At 75.4% G+C, this 17,680-nt stretch carries 16 protein-coding genes and 1 pseudogene; 13 read left to right on the top strand and 4 right to left on the bottom strand.

Going from position 1 to position 17,680, the window contains the following annotated elements:
• Positions 1 to 12 precede the first annotated feature (12 nt).
• Both ACIP64_RS20595 and ACIP64_RS20590 read left to right on the top strand, forming a co-directional pair.
• On the top strand, positions 13 to 852 hold the full coding sequence (locus ACIP64_RS20595) for an ABC transporter permease (protein WP_401588593.1): 840 nt from the start codon (positions 13 to 15) through the stop codon (positions 850 to 852).
• Positions 834 to 1,898, top strand: coding sequence for an ABC transporter ATP-binding protein (locus ACIP64_RS20590; protein ID WP_401588874.1), 1,065 nt, complete (start codon positions 834 to 836; stop codon positions 1,896 to 1,898). Before ACIP64_RS20595 ends, ACIP64_RS20590 begins: the two co-directional genes overlap by 19 nt.
• 57 nt (positions 1,899 to 1,955) lie before the next feature.
• Here ACIP64_RS20590 and lysA read toward each other — a convergent pair whose 3' ends face one another.
• Complete coding sequence (gene lysA, locus ACIP64_RS20585) at positions 1,956 to 3,305, bottom strand: diaminopimelate decarboxylase (protein WP_401588591.1); 1,350 nt, start codon at positions 3,303 to 3,305, stop codon at positions 1,956 to 1,958.
• 13 nt (positions 3,306 to 3,318) lie between these two features.
• Positions 3,319 to 3,690 (bottom strand): SAV_915 family protein, encoded by a 372-nt coding sequence (locus tag ACIP64_RS20580; RefSeq protein WP_401588588.1) that lies wholly within the window; start codon positions 3,688 to 3,690, stop codon positions 3,319 to 3,321.
• Positions 3,691 to 3,936: 246 nt separating this feature from the next.
• On the opposite strand from ACIP64_RS20580, the gene ACIP64_RS20575 reads away from it, so the two are divergent.
• The 8 genes and pseudogenes from ACIP64_RS20575 (at position 3,937) to ACIP64_RS20540 (ending at position 12,292) form a co-directional block, all read left to right on the top strand.
• Positions 3,937 to 4,461 carry a universal stress protein gene (locus ACIP64_RS20575; protein ID WP_401588585.1) on the top strand — a complete coding sequence of 175 codons (525 nt, stop codon included), beginning with the start codon at positions 3,937 to 3,939 and terminating at the stop codon, positions 4,459 to 4,461.
• A gap of 64 nt (positions 4,462 to 4,525) precedes the next feature.
• Positions 4,526 to 5,308, top strand: a complete 783-nt coding sequence (locus ACIP64_RS20570) for a DUF4118 domain-containing protein (RefSeq protein ID WP_401588582.1) — start codon at positions 4,526 to 4,528, stop codon at positions 5,306 to 5,308.
• Positions 5,309 to 5,385: 77 nt separating this feature from the next.
• Positions 5,386 to 7,536: a SpoIIE family protein phosphatase gene (locus ACIP64_RS20565; RefSeq protein WP_401588579.1), complete on the top strand. Its 2,151-nt coding sequence runs from the start codon at positions 5,386 to 5,388 to the stop codon at positions 7,534 to 7,536.
• 40 nt (positions 7,537 to 7,576) lie between these two features.
• Entirely contained in the window at positions 7,577 to 8,821 is a 1,245-nt protein-coding gene (locus tag ACIP64_RS20560; protein ID WP_401588576.1) for a Tm-1-like ATP-binding domain-containing protein, read from the top strand.
• 226 nt (positions 8,822 to 9,047) lie between these two features.
• Positions 9,048 to 9,611: a histidine phosphatase family protein gene (locus tag ACIP64_RS20555; protein WP_401588573.1), complete on the top strand. Its 564-nt coding sequence runs from the start codon at positions 9,048 to 9,050 to the stop codon at positions 9,609 to 9,611.
• Between the two features lie 151 nt (positions 9,612 to 9,762).
• Positions 9,763 to 10,778 (top strand): annotated as a pseudogene (locus tag ACIP64_RS20550) (energy-coupling factor ABC transporter permease).
• A gap of 3 nt (positions 10,779 to 10,781) precedes the next feature.
• The gene (cbiQ, locus tag ACIP64_RS20545) at positions 10,782 to 11,543 is read left to right on the top strand and encodes a cobalt ECF transporter T component CbiQ (RefSeq protein WP_401588570.1); all 762 of its coding nucleotides are present in this window, start codon (positions 10,782 to 10,784) and stop codon (positions 11,541 to 11,543) included.
• Complete coding sequence (locus ACIP64_RS20540) at positions 11,540 to 12,292, top strand: energy-coupling factor ABC transporter ATP-binding protein (protein WP_401588567.1); 753 nt, start codon at positions 11,540 to 11,542, stop codon at positions 12,290 to 12,292. Before cbiQ ends, ACIP64_RS20540 begins: the two co-directional genes overlap by 4 nt.
• A 10-nt stretch (positions 12,293 to 12,302) precedes the next feature.
• Here ACIP64_RS20540 and ACIP64_RS20535 read toward each other — a convergent pair whose 3' ends face one another.
• Positions 12,303 to 12,815, bottom strand: coding sequence for a MarR family winged helix-turn-helix transcriptional regulator (locus tag ACIP64_RS20535; protein ID WP_401588565.1), 513 nt, complete (start codon positions 12,813 to 12,815; stop codon positions 12,303 to 12,305).
• Between the two features lie 79 nt (positions 12,816 to 12,894).
• On the opposite strand from ACIP64_RS20535, the gene ACIP64_RS20530 reads away from it, so the two are divergent.
• A complete protein-coding gene (locus ACIP64_RS20530; protein WP_401588562.1) occupies positions 12,895 to 13,425 on the top strand; it encodes a YceI family protein in 531 nt (176 codons plus the stop codon).
• Between the two features lie 9 nt (positions 13,426 to 13,434).
• Here ACIP64_RS20530 and ACIP64_RS20525 read toward each other — a convergent pair whose 3' ends face one another.
• Complete coding sequence (locus ACIP64_RS20525) at positions 13,435 to 14,199, bottom strand: hypothetical protein (protein ID WP_401588559.1); 765 nt, start codon at positions 14,197 to 14,199, stop codon at positions 13,435 to 13,437.
• Positions 14,200 to 14,331: 132 nt separating this feature from the next.
• Here ACIP64_RS20525 and ACIP64_RS20520 point away from each other — a divergent pair, with 132 nt between their 5' ends.
• Both ACIP64_RS20520 and ACIP64_RS20515 read left to right on the top strand, forming a co-directional pair.
• Complete coding sequence (locus tag ACIP64_RS20520) at positions 14,332 to 15,573, top strand: MFS transporter (protein ID WP_401588557.1); 1,242 nt, start codon at positions 14,332 to 14,334, stop codon at positions 15,571 to 15,573.
• Between the two features lie 562 nt (positions 15,574 to 16,135).
• Positions 16,136 to 17,638 (top strand): cellulose binding domain-containing protein, encoded by a 1,503-nt coding sequence (locus ACIP64_RS20515; RefSeq protein ID WP_401588555.1) that lies wholly within the window; start codon positions 16,136 to 16,138, stop codon positions 17,636 to 17,638.
• Positions 17,639 to 17,680 lie beyond the last annotated feature (42 nt).

Here is a 17,680-nt window from a genome sequence, read left to right as displayed (position 1 = left end):
GGACGACAGCCTGTGACGGACGACGTCCTCGGCAGCGCGGCCGGCCCCGTGAAGGCCCGGCCGCGCCGTCACCGTTCCCCGGTGCCGCTGCCCCTGCTGCTGCCCGCGCTGGTCGGCCTCGCCTTCCTGGTGCTGCCGCTCGCCGGGCTGCTGGTGCGCACCCCGTGGAGCGAGCTCCCGCACCAGCTGACCAGCCCCGGGGTGTGGCAGGCGCTGCGGCTGTCGCTGGTCTGCGCGACCTGCGCGACCGCGGTGACGCTCGTGCTGGGCGTGCCCCTGGCCTGGCTGCTGGCACGCACCGAGTTCCCCGGGCGCCGCGTGGTACGGGCGCTGGTGACGCTGCCGCTGGTGCTGCCCCCGGTCGTCGGCGGTGTCGCCCTGCTGCTGGCGCTGGGCCGCAACGGCGTCGTGGGCCGGTACCTGGACCAGTGGTTCGGGCTCACGCTGCCGTTCACCACGACCGGGGTGATCGTCGCCGAGGCGTTCGTGGCCATGCCGTTCCTGGTGATCAGCGTGGAGGGCACGCTGCGCGCCGCCGACCCCCGCTACGAGGAGGCCGCCACCACGCTCGGCGCCTCCCGCTTCACCGCGTTCCGCCGCGTCACACTGCCGCTGATCGCCCCGGGCATCGCCGCCGGGTCCGTCCTGGCGTGGGCGCGCGCGCTCGGCGAGTTCGGCGCCACCATCACCTTCGCCGGCAACTTCCCCGGCCGCACCCAGACGATGCCGCTGGCCGTCTACCTGGCCCTGCAGAGCGACCCGGCCGCGGCCATCGCGCTGAGCCTCGTCCTGCTCGCCGTCTCCGTCGCGGTCCTCGCCGGACTGCGCGACCGCTGGATGGCGGCCGCGTGAGCGACACGGACGGCCTGCTGGCCGAACTCCTCGTCGAGCGGGGCACGTTCCGCCTGGACGTCGCCCTGACCGCCGCCCCCGGCGAGGTCCTGGCGCTGCTCGGGCCCAACGGCGCGGGCAAGACCACCGCGCTGCGCGCCCTGGCCGGGCTGACGCCGCTGACCGGCGGACGGCTGCTGCTGGACGGGACGGAACTGGACGGGATGCCGCCCGAGACCCGCCCGGTCGGCGTGGTCTTCCAGGACTACCTGCTCTTCCCGCACCTGTCCGCGCTGGAGAACGTGGCCTTCGGCCCGCGCTGCCGGGGCGTGCCGAAGGCGCGGGCGCGCACCGAGGCCGCCGCGTGGCTGGAGCGCATGGGGCTGGCCGAGCACGCCGCGGCCCGGCCGCGGCGGCTGTCCGGGGGGCAGGCGCAGCGCGTCGCCCTGGCCCGTGCGCTGGCGACCCGGCCGCGGCTGCTGCTGCTGGACGAGCCGCTGGCCGCGCTGGACGCCCGCACCCGGCTGGAGGTCCGCTCGCAACTGCGGCGCCATCTGGCGGAGTTCGAGGCGGTGGCCGTGCTGGTGACGCACGACCCGCTGGACGCGATGGTGCTGGCCGACCGGCTGGTCGTCATCGAGGACGGCCGCGCCGTCCAGGAGGGCACCCCGGCCGAGGTCGCCCGCCGCCCCCGCACGGACTACATCGCGCACCTGGTGGGTCTCAACCTCTACCGGGGCGAGGGCGCGGGCCTCGCCGTGACGCTCCCCGGCGGACCGGCGATCACCACAGCCGACGCTTTGACGGGCCCGGCCTTCGCGGCGTTCCCGCCCGACGCGGTCACGCTGTACCGGGAGCGGCCCGCCGGTACGAGCGCCCGCAACCTGTGGCACGGCAAGGTGGCCGGTCTGGAGTCCCGCGGCGACCGCATCCGTGTCGACGTCGAGGGCGAACTCCCGCTCGCCGCCGACCTGTCGACCGCCGCGACCGCCGAACTCGGCCTCCACCCGGGGGCCGAGGTCTGGGCCACCGTCAAGGCCGCCCAGGTGCACGCCTATCCGGCGTGACCCGGGCGGCCCCTCGGGAGGTACCGGCCGGGCACCGCCGGGGCCGGCCGGAGTCGGTCACAGGCCGATGTCGCGCCTGCGGAAGTCCTCCATCGACTCACGGCGCACCAGCAGCCGGGCCCGGCCGTTGTCCACGGCGACCACCGGCGGGCGGCCGACCATGTTGTACGTCGAGGCCATCGACAGGTGGTAGGCGCCCGCGACCGGCACGCCGAGCAGGTCGCCCGGCCGGATGTCGCCGGGCAGCGGGACCGCGGAGGCCAGCACGTCGCCGGCCTCGCAGTGCCGGCCCACGACGGTGACCAGCGCGGGCTCCTCCGTGGAGTGCCGGCCGATCAGCCGGGGCGCGTAGCGCACCCCGTACAGGGCGGGCCGCGGGTTGTCGCTCATGCCGCCGTCCACGGCCACGAAGACCTGGCCGCCGGTGCGCTTGACCGACAGCACCCGGTACAGCGCCACACCCGCGGGGCCCGCGATGGCGCGGCCCGGCTCGACCGTCAGCCGCGGGACCGGCAGCCCGGCCGCCGCGCAGCTCGCGGTGAGCTCGGCGCGGACCCGGGAGGCCAGCGAGGTGATGTCGAGCGCCGCCTCGCCGGGCCGGTACGCCACCGCGTGGCCGCCGCCGAGGTCCAGTTCGGGGAGCGTGACCCCGTGCTGGCGGCGGATCCCGGCGAGCAGCCCGACCAGTCGCCGTACGGCGGACAGGTACGGCTTGACGCTGGAGATCTGCGAGCCGAGGTGGCAGTGCAGGCCGACCAGTTCGAGCCGCGGCTGGTCCAGGACCCGGGCCACCGCGTGCTGCGCGGAGCCGTCGGCGAGGGACAGCCCGAACTTCTGGTCGTCGGTGCCGGTGCGCACCGCGGCGTGACCGCCCGCGGCGATGCCGGGCACGATGCGCAGCAGCACCTTCTGCCGGGACCCGGCCGGCACCTGGGCGGCCAGCCGGGCGATCTCCCCGGTGCTGTCGATGACGATGCGGCCCACGCCCAGGCGCAGCGCGGTGGCCAGGTCCTCGGGGCTCTTGGCGTTGCCGTGCAGCACGATGCGCTCCGGCGGGAAGCCGGTGACGACGGCGAGTTCGAGTTCGCCGGCCGAGCAGACGTCCAGGCCCAGGCCCTCCTCCTCGACCCAGTGGGCCATCGCCCGGCACAGGAACGCCTTGGCTGCGTAGAGGACGTCGGCGTCGGGGAACGCGGCGCGGTAGGTGCGGCAGCGGGCCCGCACCTCGCCCTCGTCGAGGACGTACGCCGGGGTGCCGAAGCGCTCGGCGAGTTCGGTGAGGGCGACGCCGCCCACCGACAGCTCGCCGTGCGGCGCGGTGCGCGTGGAGGCCGGCCAGACGGACAGCCCGGTGTCGACGCCTTCGGCGGCGAGCGCGGTCAAGGCGGTGGTCTCAGAGATGGTCATGGCAGGACGCTCCTCAGCCGATGCGCAGCGGCAGGTGGTCGGCGGTGTGCACGGCCCGCGGGTCCCAGTCCGCGGTGGCGCCCACGGCGGGCGCGGCGAACTGCGGGTCCACGGTGAGGGTGGTGACCCCCAGCGGTTCGGCGAGTGCCCGCAGCGCGGGCTCGCCGAGCCTGATCCACTCCTGGCCGGGGCCGAGCGTGGCGGCCAGGCGTTCCTCACTGGTGAAGGCGACGGCCGTACGGCCGCCCAGGGGCGTGCGGAACATGCGCGCGACGCACCCGGCGGGACCCGGCCGGACGGGGACGTAGAGCGTCTCCCTGTGGGGGTGTCCGGCCGGGACGGGTTCGGAAGGTTCCGGGTCGTCCCCGCACCATGTCTCGCTCATGGCGATCCTCCTGTGAGGTTCGTTCGTGACGGTGGCCCGGACCGGACGTGGTCCGCGGCCAGCAATGACGCTATGCCCGGCACATCCGGGTACGGGCCCGTCCCTGACGCGACGTTGACGTCCGCGGGCCAAGCGTTGACGGTGCGCTGGCGGCACGGTCAGGGAAGCGTCAAGGCTGCCCGCGGCGGCGACAGGGCGGCGACAAGAGCCCCCGCGCGCGGAGGCGGGCGGCGCTTCCATGGAGGTATGGAAGACGCCGGACACCGTCGTGTGGTCGTGGGGGTCAGCGGTTCGCTGGGCAGCCTCGCGGCACTGCACCGGGCGGCCGCCGAGGCCCGCCGCCGTGGCGCGGCACTGGTCGTGGTGCACGCCTGGGAGCCCCCGGGCGGCGACTTCGCCTACCGGCGGCGGCCGTGCCCGCCGCTGCTGCACGCCGGGCAGGAGCAGGCCCGGCTGCGGCTGCTGACCGCGATGGACAACGCCTTCGGGGGCGCGCCGGCCGGCCTCGGGGTCCAGGCGCTCATCGCCCGCGGCCCCGCGGCCCGCTGCCTGGTGCACATCGCCGACCGCGAGGACGACCTGCTGGTGGTCGGCGCCGGGCGCCCCGGCCTGCTGCGCCGGCTGCTGTCGCCGCCGGTGGCCCACCGGTGCGTACGGGACGCGGTCTGCCCGGTCCTGTCCGTGCCGCGCCCGTCGTTGCAGGAGCTCTTCGAGTCCGTGCGGCGCCGCAACGCCCGGCAGCTGCCACTGCGTGCCGCCGGGCCCATGTGACCTTTCCCCAGGAGGGACTTCGCTCCACCGGAACTGTCCGGACCAGCCGAATCAGGTGAGGGCCGTGCTCCACCATCCGTCCCCGTCCCCGTTCCCGTTCTCGTTCCCGCGCAGGCTCGCCCTGCCGGCCGCGGTCCTGCTGCCGCTCGCCGCCGCCGCGGTGCTGCTGCCCTTCCGGGCGGACCTCTCCGCCCCGCTGGTGGCCCTGGTGCTGGTGGTCGCGGTGGTCGCGGTGGCCGTTCTCGGCAGCCGTGCCGCCGGGGCCGTCGCCGCGCTGTCGGCCGCGGCATGGTTCGACTTCTTCTTCGCCCCGCCCTACGGGCGGTTCACCATCGCGGGACCGGGCGACATCGCCACCGCCGTGCTGCTGCTCGTGGTCGGGCTGGCCGTCTCCCGGCTGGCCGCCCGGACGCGGCGGCTGGAGGCCGTCGCCGCCACGGACGCGGACCACCTTTCCCGCATCCACGAGACCGCCCGGCTCACCCAGTCCGCGCCCTCGCCGCACCGGGTCGTCCAGCACGTCGGCGACCAGCTCGTGAGCCTGCTCCAGCTGCGCGGCTGCCGCTTCGAGTACGGCACCCTGGTCGGCCACCCGCCGCGGCTCGAGGCCGACGGCACGATCTTCTGGGGCCGCCGCGCCTGGGACGCCGACCGCCAGGGCCTGCCGGACACGGAGGTCGAACTGCGGGTCTTCCACAACGGCCGCTTCCACGGCCGCTTCATGCTCCGCCCCACGCCCGGCGCCGTGCCCTCCCCGCAGGCCCGGCTGGTCGCCGTCACCCTCGCCGACCAGGTCGGCACCGCCATCGACCTCGTGGCCCCCGCCCCGGCGGCGTACCCGTCGTAGCCGGGGCGCCGGCCGGGCGGCTCGGCAGGGACGGGGGGTGGAATGAGGCGTATCGTCCCATTAGAGAGCCGATCGGCATGAACGGTGGGCCCGTCATGGTGGTCATCGCCCCCGTACGGGAGCAACTGGACGAGACGCTCGCCGAGGTCGTGCGCGCCACGAACGCGCACATCGGCGCGGTCTTCCTGATGCTGCCCGAGGGGCGGGTGCTGGGCCTGGAGGTGCTGACCGGGGCGCCGCGGGAGCTGGTGACGCCGTGGGCGCGGATGACACTGGACCGGTCGGGACCGGTGGCGGACGCCGTCCGCACCGGGCGCCTGGTGTGGCTGGGCACGCGGGAGGAGCTGGCCGAGCGCTATCCGCAGACCGCGCTGGTCCTGCCCTACGACCTGGCCCTGGCCGCCGCCCCCGTACCGTCCGCCGGTCACGTCATGCGCGGCGCGCTGATGCTGACCTGGCCCGGTTCGCGTCCCGAACGGCCGGCGGGGGCGGACCACGCCGCGATCGGCCGCGCCTGCCGGCGCATGTGCGAGCACCTGCTGCGCGCGGAGTCGGCCGGCGCCCCGGTCCACCCCGGCCCGCTGCCGCGGGTGCTGGAACGGCCCCGCGCCAGGACGGCGGAGCCGGACGAGGCGCAGGCGGCCGCCGACTTCGTCGGACGGCTGCCCGAGGGCGCGTGCGCCCTGGACCAGAGCGGCCGGATCGTCTACGTCAGCGACCGTGCCGAACCGCTGCTCGGCGAGCCCGCCCGGGTCCTGCTCGGTGCGCTGCCCTGGCAGGTGCTGCCCTGGCTGAACGACCCGGTGCACGAGGACCGCTACCGCGGCGCCGTGCTCTCCGGGCAGCCGACGTCGTTCATCGCCCGCCGCCCGCCGGACCACTGGATGCTCTTCCAGCTCTATCCGGACGCGACCGGCGTGAGCGTACGGATCTCCCCCACCGACCACCGTCCGGAAGCGCGGCCGGGGCCGCCCAAGAACTGCCGGCAGGACGAGGCCCGCAGGACCCCGGACCGGGTCACGGCGATCTACCACCTGATGCAGCTCGCCGGTGCGCTCGCCGAGGCGGTCGGGGTCCGCGACGTGGTCGAGCTGGTGGCCGACATGTTCCCGTCCGCCTTCGGCGCGGACGCCTTCGCGCTCTTCGTCTCCGAGGGCGGCCGGCTGCGGGTGATCGGCCACCGCGGCTACGGCGAGGACGCCATGGCGGCGCTCGACGGCACCCCGCTCGGCTCGCGGCAGACCCCTGCGAGCCGTGCCCTGCGCACCGGGGTGCCCCGCTTCTACGGCTCCCCCGAGGAGTTGCTGCGGGCCTATCCGGGACTGGCCGGCACCCTGCGGAAGTCGGCCTGGGCGTTCCTGCCGCTGATCGCCTCGGGCCGCCCGGTCGGCTGCTGCCTCCTCGGCTACGACCAGCCGCACTCGTTCCGCAGTGACGAGCGCAGCGTCATGGCCTCGCTGACCGCGCTCACCGCGCAGGCCCTGGACCGCGCCCGCATCTACGACGCCAAGCACCAGCTCGCCCACGGCCTGCAGGCCGGGCTGCTGCCCCACACGCTGCCCTCGCTGCCCGGACTGGAGGTCGCCGCCCGCTACCTGCCGGCCACCAGCGGCATGGAGATCGGCGGCGACTTCTACGACCTGATCCGGCTCGGCGACACCTGCGCGGCCGCCGTCATCGGCGACGTGCAGGGCCACAACGTCAACGCCGCCGCGCTGATGGGCCAGGTCCGCACCGCCGTGCACGCGCACGCCACCGCGGGCGCCTCGCCCGACGAGGTGCTCGCCCGCACCAACCGGCTGCTCGACGAGCTCGACACGGGGCTCTTCACCAGCTGCCTGTACGTCCATCTCGACCTCGACGAGGGAATGGCGCGGCTGGCCACCGCCGGACATCCGCCGCCGCTGCTGCGCCGGCCCGAGGGAGATGCCGAGGTGCTCACCACCCCGCCGGGGCCGCTGCTGGGCATCGACCCGCGGGCCGAGTACCCCACCGCCCAGGTGCCGCTGCCGCCGGGGGCGGTGCTCGCGCTCTACACCGACGGGCTGGTCGAGAGCCCCGGCACCGACCTGGACGCCGCCATCGCGCGCCTCGCGCGGACCCTCGCCGGCGCCGGGCGGGTTCCGATGGACCAGCTCGCCGAGACCCTCGTCCACTACGACGGCGCCTCGGCGCACCGGGCCGACGACACGGCGCTGCTGCTGCTCCGCCGCGTGCCCCCGGCATGAGGCCTTGTCACATCCGCCGATCCCCCCAACACTGTGATCCATGCCGGTGGTTGCGCTGCTGGGAACGCTGGACACCAAGGGTGCGGAGTACGGATGGCTGCGCGAGCGCCTGCTGCGGCGCGCCGTCGACGTCGTCCTCATCGACACCGGGGTCGCCGGCGAGCCCCGGGTGCCCGCCGACATCGCGCGCGCCGAGGTGGCCCGCGCGGCGGGCGCCGACATCGCACGGCTGCGCGCCCAGGGGGACCGGGGCATCGCCGTGACCACGATGGCCGAGGGCGCCGCCGAGGTGGTGCGCCGGCTGCACGCGCGGGGGCGGCTGCACGGTGTGCTGGCCATCGGGGGCAGCGGGGGCACGTCGATCGCGACCCGCGCGATGCGCGCCCTGCCGCTGGGCGTGCCGAAGCTGATGGTGTCCTCGATGGCGGCGGGCGACGTCTCGCCGTACGTCGGGGCGGCCGACATCGCGATGATGTACAGCGTCGTCGACATCGCGGGCGTCAACCGCGTCTCGGCGCCGATCCTGGCGAACGCGGCCGACGCCATCGCCGCCATGGCCACGGGCTTCGCCACGGACGCGCCGCCGCCCGCGGACGACCGGCCGCTGGTGGCGGCCAGCATGGCGGGCGTGACCACCCCGGGCGTGGACGCCGCCCGGCAGCGGCTGACCGACCTCGGCTACGAGGTGCTGGTCTTCCACTCCGTCGGGTCCGGCGGCCGCTCCCTCGAGACCCTCGCCGCGCAGGGGATGTTCTCCGGCGTCCTGGACCTGACCCTCAGCGAACTCGCCGACGACCTGGTCGGCGGCACCTTCGGCGCGGGCCCGGACCGGCTGCGGGCGGCGGGCCGGGCCGGGGTGCCGCAGGTGGTGAGCCCCGGGGCGCTGGACATGGTCAAGTTCGGTCCGCTCGCGTCACTGCCGGATCGTTTCCGGTCCCGCCACGTCCATGTGCACAACCCCTCGGTCACCGTCATCCGCACCACCGCCGCCGAGTGCGCCGCGCTCGGCCGCCAGGTCGCCGAGAAACTGCGCGCCGCGACCGGTCCCGCGGCCCTGCTGCTCCCGCTGCGCGGCCTGTCCACGCTCGGCGCCCCGGGCGGGCCGTACCACGACCCGTCCGTCGACGAGGTGCTGTTCACGGCGCTGCGCGACGGCCTGCGCGGCAGCCGGGTGGAGGTGGCGGCGTACGACACGCACCTCAACGACCCGGACTTCGGGCGCACTGCCGCCGACCGGCTGCACGCGCTGATCGCCGCGAACGACCCGGCCCGCGCCCCGCGTTGACCAGCGGCGTCGGGCCCCGCTCGGCCGCCACGAACCGGAGGACCCCGGGGAGCACCGCCGACGGCACGATCGCGCGGGCGCCGTGCCCGGCTTACAGTGGCGCGACCGTGCCGGATCCGCGCAACTGTCCCACCACCCGTGCCGACGGCCAAGGGCACCCGGCGGAAGGGCCGTTCCGCGCCCGGACCCCGCGGGGCGAAGCTTCGCGGACAGCGAAGGAGAGCACATGACCACCCGGGTGACCCTGATCTCGCCGGTCGTCACGGCCGCCCTGCGGGAGGCCCGCTTCGACGACGACGTGCCGCCGGACGGCAAGGCGCTGGAGACCGCCCGCGCGGTGGCCGGGCACCTGCCCGCCGCCGGCCGGGTCCTGGTGTCGCCCTCGGCGCGCTGCCGGGCGACCGCCGAGGCACTGGGCCTGGCCCCCGACGGGGACGCCCCCGACGGCTGGGCACTGGGCCGCTGGCGCGGCCGCACGCTGGCCGAGGTGAGCGCCGAGGAACCCGACGCGGTCGCCGCCTGGCTGTCCGACCCCGACGCCGCGCCGCACGACGCCGAGTCGCTGCGCGACCTGTGCGCACGGGTCGGCGGCTGGCTGGACGGGCTGGCGGCCGCGCCCGGCCGGGTGGTCGCCGTCGTGGAGCCGGAGATCGTGCGGGCCTGCGCGGTCAGGACGCTGGGCACGCCGGAGCAGTCGTTCTGGCGGATCGACGTCCCCCCGCTCACGGCGACGGAATTCAGCGGGCGGTCCGGGCGCTGGAACCTCACGGCAGGGCGGCCGCTCGCCTGAACGACCGGCGCCGTGAAGGGGACTTGGCCGCCAACGGCCGGTACACGCAAGAGGAACGTTTTCGCGCCTCTCAGGCTCTTGCAAAGATGTCGCAATAAGACCGTATGATGAGCGCGTTCGACCAGGCCGACTCCGAAGCGGAGCACTCCTCATGCATGTACCCGACGGATTCATCGACGCCCCGGTGTCGGTGGCGACCGGGGCCGTGGCGGCGGCGGCCGTCGCCGTGAGCCTGCGCGGTGCCCGGCGTGAACTCGACGAGCGCACCGCGCCCCTGGCCGGACTCGTCTCCGCCTTCATCTTCGCCGTGCAGATGCTCAACTTCCCCGTCGCCGCGGGCACCAGCGGCCACCTCCTGGGAGGCGCGCTCGCCGCGATCCTGGTGGGCCCGTACACCGGCGTGCTGTGCGTGTCGGTGGTGCTGCTCATCCAAGGGGTGCTCTTCGCCGACGGCGGACTCACCGCGCTCGGCGTGAACATCACCGACATGGCGATCGTGACGGTCGTCGTCGCCTACGCCGTCTTCCGCGGCCTGGTGAAGGTGCTGCCACGCACACGCGGGGCGGTGACGGGCGCGGCCTTCGTGGCCGCCCTGCTCTCCGTACCGGCGGCCTCCGTCGCCTTCACCGCGATCTACGCGCTCGGCGGCACGACCGACGTCCCCCTCGGCAAGGTCTTCACCGCCATGGTCGGCGTCCATGTACTCATCGGCATCGGCGAGGCGTTCATCACCGCCGCGACCGTCGGCGCCGTGATCGCCGTCCGTCCCGACCTCGTCCACGGCGCCCGTGACCTGCGCCGTCCGCTGGAGCTGAAGGAGGCGACCGTCTGATGGCGGCCGTGACACCCACCCCCAAGCGCGGCGGTGTACGGCCGCTGTGGATCGCCGGGCTGATCGCGGCCCTGGTGCTCGCCGGGTTCGTCAGCTACTACGCGTCCTCCAGCCCCGACGGACTGGAGAAGGTCGCCGCCGACCACGGCATCGACAAGAAGACGGAGAACCACGCGGCGAAGGACTCCCCGCTGGCGGACTATCAGACGAAGGACGTCGGCAACGCCCGGCTGTCCGGCGGCCTCGCGGGAATCCTCGGCGTCGGCGCCACCCTCGCTCTCGGCAGCGGCGTCTTCTGGGTCGTCCGCCGCCGGCCGCGCACGGACGAGGCCTGACGGATGGGCGCGGGGCACGCACACCGGCTCTACCGGCACGGGCACTCGCCGGTGCACGCGCTGCCCCCGCAGTGCAAGATCGCCGCGGTCTTCTGCTTCGTCCTCGTCGTGGTCTCCACCCCGCGCACCGCGGTATGGGCCTTCGGCCTGTACGCCGTGCTGCTGGCCACGGTGGCCGCGGTGGCCCGGGTACCGGCGGGCTTCCTGCTGCGACGGCTGCTGATCGAGGTGCCGTTCGTCGCCTTCGCCGTCCTGATGCCGTTCGTCGCCGAGGGCCCGCACACCGAGGTGCTCGGGCTGTCGGTGAGCGTCAACGGCCTGTGGGGCGCCTGGAACATCCTCGCCAAGGGCACCCTCGGCGTCGCCGCCTCCGTCCTGCTGGCCTCCACCACGGAACTGCGCGAACTCCTGCTGGGCCTCCAGCGGTTGCGGCTGCCCGCGCTGCTGGTGCAGATCGCCTCCTTCATGATCCGCTACGGCGACGTCATCACCGACGAGATGCGCCGCATGCGCGTCGCCCGCGCCTCACGCGGCTTCGAGGCCCGCGGCCCGCGCCACTGGGGTGTGCTCGCCAAGTCCGCGGGCGCCCTGTTCATCCGCTCCTACGAACGCGGCGAGCGTGTCCATCTGGCCATGGTCAGCCGCGGCTACGCCGGCAGCATGCCGGTGATCGACGACGTCACGGCGTCCCGCGCACAGTGGTCGTACGCGGCCGTGCTCCCGGCCGCCGCACTGCTGGTCTGCCTGACGGGATGGTTCGCATGACCCCATCGCTCGAGGTCAAGGGCCTCGCCTATGCCTACCCCGACGGCCACCAGGCGCTGTTCGGCGTGGACCTGACCATCGGCCGCGGGGAGCGGGTCGCGCTGCTCGGCCCCAACGGCGCCGGCAAGACCACCCTCGTCCTGCACCTCAACGGCATCCTGGAGGCGGGCGCGGGCACCGTCACCGTCGCGGGCCTGCCCGTCGGCGACCGCAAGCACCTCGCCGAGATCCGCCGCCGCGTCGGCATCGTCTTCCAGGACCCGGACGACCAGCTGTTCATGCCGACCGTCCGCGAGGACGTCGCCTTCGGCCCGGCAGCGGCCGGGCTGCGCGGCCCCGAACTGGAGGCCTGCGTCCGCAAGGCGCTGGAGCGGGTCGGCATGGCGGAGTTCGCCGACCGGCCGCCGCACCACCTGTCCTTCGGCCAGCGGCGCCGGGTCGCGGTCGCCACCGTGCTCGCCATGGAACCGGAGATCCTCGTCCTGGACGAGCCCTCCTCCAACCTCGACCCGGCCTCGCGCCGCGAACTCGCCGACATCCTGCGGTCGCTGGACGTCACGGTGCTGATGGTCACCCACGACCTGCCCTACGCCCTGGAACTCTGCTCCCGCGCGGTGGTCCTCAGCGGCGGCATCATCGCGGCCGACGGCCGCACGCAGCAACTGCTCTCCGACGACGCCCTGATGCGCCGCCACCGCCTGGAACTCCCCTTCGGCTTCGACCCGCGCTCGGTCGCGGTCGACGTCTGACGTCCGGCGTTCAGGAACCGCACGGAGGGCGGCCGGCCGGCTCCGGGTCCACGGCGACGACCGCGTCCGCGAGCGCGGCGAAGCGCTCCGTGCCGCCGAGGGGGGCGACGACGCGCTCCCGCAGCGCGTCGGCGAGCGTACGGGCGGCCGTCGCCGCCACCTCCAACCCGCGTTCGGTGAGCGCCGCCAGCGTGACACGCCGGTCGCTCCGGCACGGACGGCGCTCGATGAGGCCGGCCTCAGTGAGCCGGTCGGCGACCTTGGTGGTGCCCGCCGTCGTGAAGCCGAGCGTGCCCGCGAGCTGGTACATCGGCGCGGAGCGCTCCGGCGCGGTCATGAGGAACCACAGCGCCTGGAACGAGGACGGGGCCAGCCCCGAGCGCGCCTCCACATCCGCCAGCAGTTGATCGGTCACGCGGCGGAAGCCCGACTGCACCTCGTGCCAGCGTGCGAGCAGTTCCAGGTCCGCGGCGCCGGGGCAGGCGCCCCCGCCGTCCGGCCCGGTGTGGATCTCCGTCGTCACATTGCCCAGGGTACCAACGCCAGCTATTGTCTAACCAGCTACTTAATATCTGGCTAGCAATCAAAGGATGCGGTTCCCCATGACCGACTCGTCCACCACCCCCGCCGGCCTGCGCACGGGCACGTGGATCCTCGACCCCGCGGGCTCCTCGGTCCGGCTCACCCACAAGACAATGTGGGGCGCGGCCACCGTCAAGGGCGCCTTCGCCACCGTCGGCGGAACCGGCGAACTCGCCCCCGACGGCAGCGCGCACGGCACGCTCACCGTCGAGGCCGCCTCTGTCGGCACCGGCAACTCCCAGCGCGACACCCACCTGAAGTCGGCCGAGTTCTTCGACGTCGCGGCCCACCCCGCGATCGTCTTCACCGCCCACCGGGTCGTCGCCGGAGCGGACGGCGCCCTCACGGTCGACGGCGAACTGACCGTGCGCGGCACCACCCGCCCGCTCGCCCTGACCGGCCGGGCCGACACCGCCGCCCCCGACGCGGTCGTCCTCACCGTCGAAGCCGTCGTCGACCGGGCCGACTTCGGCCTCACCTGGAACCGGCTCGGCATGATCAAGGGCCCCGCGACGATCTCGGTGACGGGCCGCTTCACCCACGGCGGCTGAGGCCGCGGGTCACCGCCGCCCGGAGCCGCGCAGGTCCCGCAGTGTCCAGCCGTGCCCGTCCGGATCGAGCGGGCGCGTGGCGGCGGTGAAGACCTCGGCGGCCCGGCGGTAGGACAGCCGGCCGCGGCCGGTACGGAACACCGGTCCGCCGACGCGGCCGAGCGTCAGCAGCGTGAGCAGCCGGCCCGTCGCCCCGCCCCAGCGAAGCGGCGTCCCGCCGACGCGCTCGCGGGTGCGGCGGCCCGGCAGGTCCAGGTCGCCGACGTCCAGGGCGAGGACCCGCTCGATGGACGCGCCGGTGTCGTACAGCAGGTGCCACAGGGCCTGTTCGCGCAGCGGGGCGGGCAGCCGGAGCACCGCCAAGGCGCGGTCCTCCGCGGGCGGACCGGCCTCCCCCTCCCGCGGCACCGGCAGGGGCAGCGCCCGCAGACCCTCCAGGGGGTCGCCGGTCAGCCAGCCCTGCGCCCGCCACCAGGTCACCGCGGCGGCGAGGACGGACAGTTCGCGGTTGGCGGTACGGGCACCGACCGCGGCGGACCGCGCGGTGAAGGCCTCGCGCAGCCGCGCCGCCGCCTGCGGGGTGTCCAGGAGCGCCAGCGGGACGGCGGGCGGCGCGGCGTTGCGGCGCCCGCGCCCCAGGGGAGCGGCGCGTCCGACGAGGCCCCACGCCCAGGTGACCAGGGCGATCCGGTAGACCCGGCGCGAGCCCGCGCCCAGCGCGGTGGCGGAGAGATAACGGTCGACGGCGACGGCGTACTCCACCGGTCGGCTCATGCCCCACCCCATCTAACCGCAGTAAATGACCTGCCGTTCGCAAGTGCACCCATCCTAAGTTGATGCAAGCAGACTCAATAATTTCGGCCGCACGCCTGGCGTGTCGGAGAACCGGCCCTGCACGCTGCGCCCATGCCCTTCGACCTCCGCCTCCGCCCCGCCGTACTGCGGGAACGCGACTTCCGCCGGTTCTTCACCGGCTACGCCACCTCCCTGCTCGGCTCGTCGATGGCGTCGGTCGCGCTGGCGTTCGCCGTCCTGGAGCACGGCGGCGGCACCGAACTCGGCCTCGTCCTCACCGCCCGGATCCTGCCGCTGGTCCTGGTGCTCCTCGCCGGCGGAGTCCTCAGCGACCGCTGGGGCAGCCGGCGGGTGATGCTCACCGCCGACGTCATCCGCTGCCTCACCCAGGGCGGCCTGGCCCTGACCCTGCTGGGCGGCGCACCGCACCTGGGCACGCTCATAGCGCTGGTCGTCGTCTGGGGCGCCGCCGAGGCCCTGTTCACCCCGGCACTCGACGCGCTCGTGCCGCGCATCGTGCGCGGCGACGCGCTGTCGGACGGCAACGCGCTGCTGGGAGTGGCCCGTTCGGCCGCGTCGGTGGCCGGGCCCGCGCTCGCCGGCGTACTGACCGCGACCGCGGGGGCGGCGACCGTGTTCGCCGTGGACGCCGCCAGCTACGCCGTCAGCGTCGTCGCGCTGCTCCTGCTGCCCCGTACGGCCGGGAGCGCCGGGCCCGTGACGTCCTTCCTCGCCGACCTGCGCGAGGGCTGGGCGGAGTTCCGCTCCCGGACCTGGCTGTGGGTCACCTCCCTCCACGTCTGCCTGTTCAACCTCCTGGTGTGGGCGCCGTTCCTGGTCCTCGGCCCCCTCGTCGCCCAGCGCCGGCTCGGCGGGGCCGCCTCATGGGGCCTGGTCATGGCCGCGTACGGGGCGGGCGCGGTCGCCGGCGGCGCGGCCATGCTGGGCCGCCGGCCGCGCCGGCCGCTGTTCGTCGCCACGGCCGCCACCGTGGGCTGGGCCCTGCCCTCGGCCGCCCTCGCGAGCGGACGGGCGCTGCCGTGGGTCTGCGCCGCGGCGCTGGCCGCGGGCGTCGGCTCGGCCGTCTGCGGCACCCTCTACGCGACCGTCACCCAGTCCCAGGTACCGCCCGGGACCGTCGCCCGGGTCAGCGCGTACGGCGCCTTCGGCGCCTTCGCCCTGGGCCCGGTCGGACTCGCCGCCGCCGGCCCGCTGTCGGTCCTGCTGGGCACCACCGGCGTCCTCGGCTTCGGCGCCCTCTGGCAACTCGCCGCGGTGGCCGCGGTCCTCACCCTCCCCGTCATCCGCGCGGCCCTCCCCCGCGCCCCCGCCCCGGCGGACGGAACCGCCTGACCCGCCCGCCTGGCCCCCTCTCCCCGAGCGGGCGCTGTGCCCGGCCCGGGAACCGGGCAACGCCGATGGCCCACCACACGGCACGCGCCGCCCGAACAACACGTTCGCCGGTCTGCCGTGGAGCTGCGACGATGCCCGCTGATTCGCTGGCGGAGGGCATGTGTTCGTTTTCGTGTGCGGTGGATGCGGTGCCGAGCCGTACGTGCGCGCCGGGCTCTTTCAGCGGACCGGCCAACGCCGCCGCACCGTCCCGGACGGCGGTGTCTCCCGAAGCGGTGAAGACCTGCTGTCCGCGCGCGACCACAGCGAGCCGCCACGTCAGCCGGCACGGACCGCACCACGGCAAGGCCAACAGCCCGAACCCCACGACGAGCTCACCGCACCCGCGCCGCACCCGTCCTCATCCGCTCACAGAACGACACCGCGCGTCCCGTCGAAGACCCGCCAACACCCCTTTCGGGCAAAGGACATCGCGTCTTGCTACTTGTGCAGGAAGCGTGAAAGGCTCCCCGCACCACAAAGGCGCAGCCTCCCCCGACGCCGAAGGGTGGTCCCCCGCTCCATGACTGCCGCAGCCCCGGTCCCCGAGGCCGTCCTGCTGTCCGAGTACTGGGGGGAAGTGCTCTGCTTCGCGCAGTTGTGCACCCTCACCCCCGAGTCCGGCGGCCGGCTGGCCGCCGACGCCTTCGACCGCGGGCTGGCGGCGGCCAAGGACCCGTACGCGTCCGGCTCCGGTGGCGCGGGGCTGCCGTGCCTGCCGTTCCTGCTGACGGCCGTCCGGGACAGCACCGCGCACTGGGCGGCCGCCGGCGACGGCGACAGCCTGCAGCCGGAACTGCGGATCTGGCTGAACGCGGAGCGCGCCGCCCGCAGGGCCCGCACGGGGGCGCGGCGCCCGGAGCCCCTGGCGCTGCGCGGCCTGCGGGCGATGCCGGAGCGGGCAGCGGAGGCGCTCTGGTACGCGGAGGTGGAGTGCCGTCCGGCGGCCGATCCCCACGAGATGCACCACGTGCGGGAGGTCTTCCGCGAGCACTGCCTGCGGGCGCACGTGGCGGAGCCCCCGACACCGGAGTGCGCCGGCTGGTCCGCTCTCCTGGACGCGGCCGCGCGCACCCCGCAGGAGCCCGTGCCGGTGGAGCTGCGCCGGCACCTCGACCGGTGCCCGGAGTGTGCGAAGGCGCTGGTCTGCCTGACCCCGCACGGCGAAGGTCTGGCGCAGGCGCTGGCGGAGGGCGTGCTCGGCTGGGCGGGCCCGTCGTACCTGGAGGCCCGCCGCCGGGCGGCTGGCACCGGCGGGGCGCAACCGCCGTTCCCGTACGCCGGTCCCACGCCGCCGCGCCGGCTCCGGCGCCCGGCGGGACGCGGCCGTGGACGCCTCCACCGGGGCCTTCGCGTGGGCCTTCGCGGGCGCGTCCCCGGAGGCAGGGTGGCCGTCGTGGCCGCCGCCGGCCTGCTGGCCGCCGTGGTCGGGCTGACGGTCCTGGTGACCGCCGACGACTCCGCACCGCGGGCCGCGTCCGCCGCGCCCACCGCGCAGGGCGGCACCGACCCGGATCTGTCGCCCCTGCCCGGACCCGCCGCGCCGGGCGACCCGTCGCCCACCGTGTCGCAGGACCCCGCGGACGACGGGTCCTTCCCGGGCGACACCGAACCGTCCGCGGCCGAGCACACGATCCCCGCCGCGCCGGACCGCACCCCTGAGCGCAGCGCCCCGCCCGCGCGGTCCTCGCACGCCCCGGCCTCCACCCGGCCGGCGACCTGTTCCGTCGCGTACACGCTGGTCGACCGGTGGAGCAGCGGCTTCCAGGCGGCGGTGACCGTCACGACCCGCGTCCCGGTGTCGGACTGGCGGCTGGAGTGGACGTTCCCGGACGGGGAGCGCGTGACGCAGATGTGGGACGCGGACTTCTCGCAGTCCGGCACCTCGGTCGCGGTCCGCGGGAAGGGGTACAACGACTCGCTCGCCACGGGCGGTTCGGCCACCTTCGGCTTCATCGGCGCCCGGGACCGCGGCGACGGCGTGCCCGCGTCGTTCTCCCTCGACGGCTCCCGCTGCACGGCCTGAGGACGGAGGAGGCCGGGAAGGCGGTGGTGCCGCCTTCCCGGC

The sequence above is a fragment of the Streptomyces sp. NPDC088733 genome, assembly GCF_044751185.1.
GTDB lineage: Bacteria > Actinomycetota > Actinomycetes > Streptomycetales > Streptomycetaceae > Actinacidiphila.
Note: the sequence above shows the minus strand (reverse complement) of the source record. Positions and strands in the feature narration are given on the sequence as shown.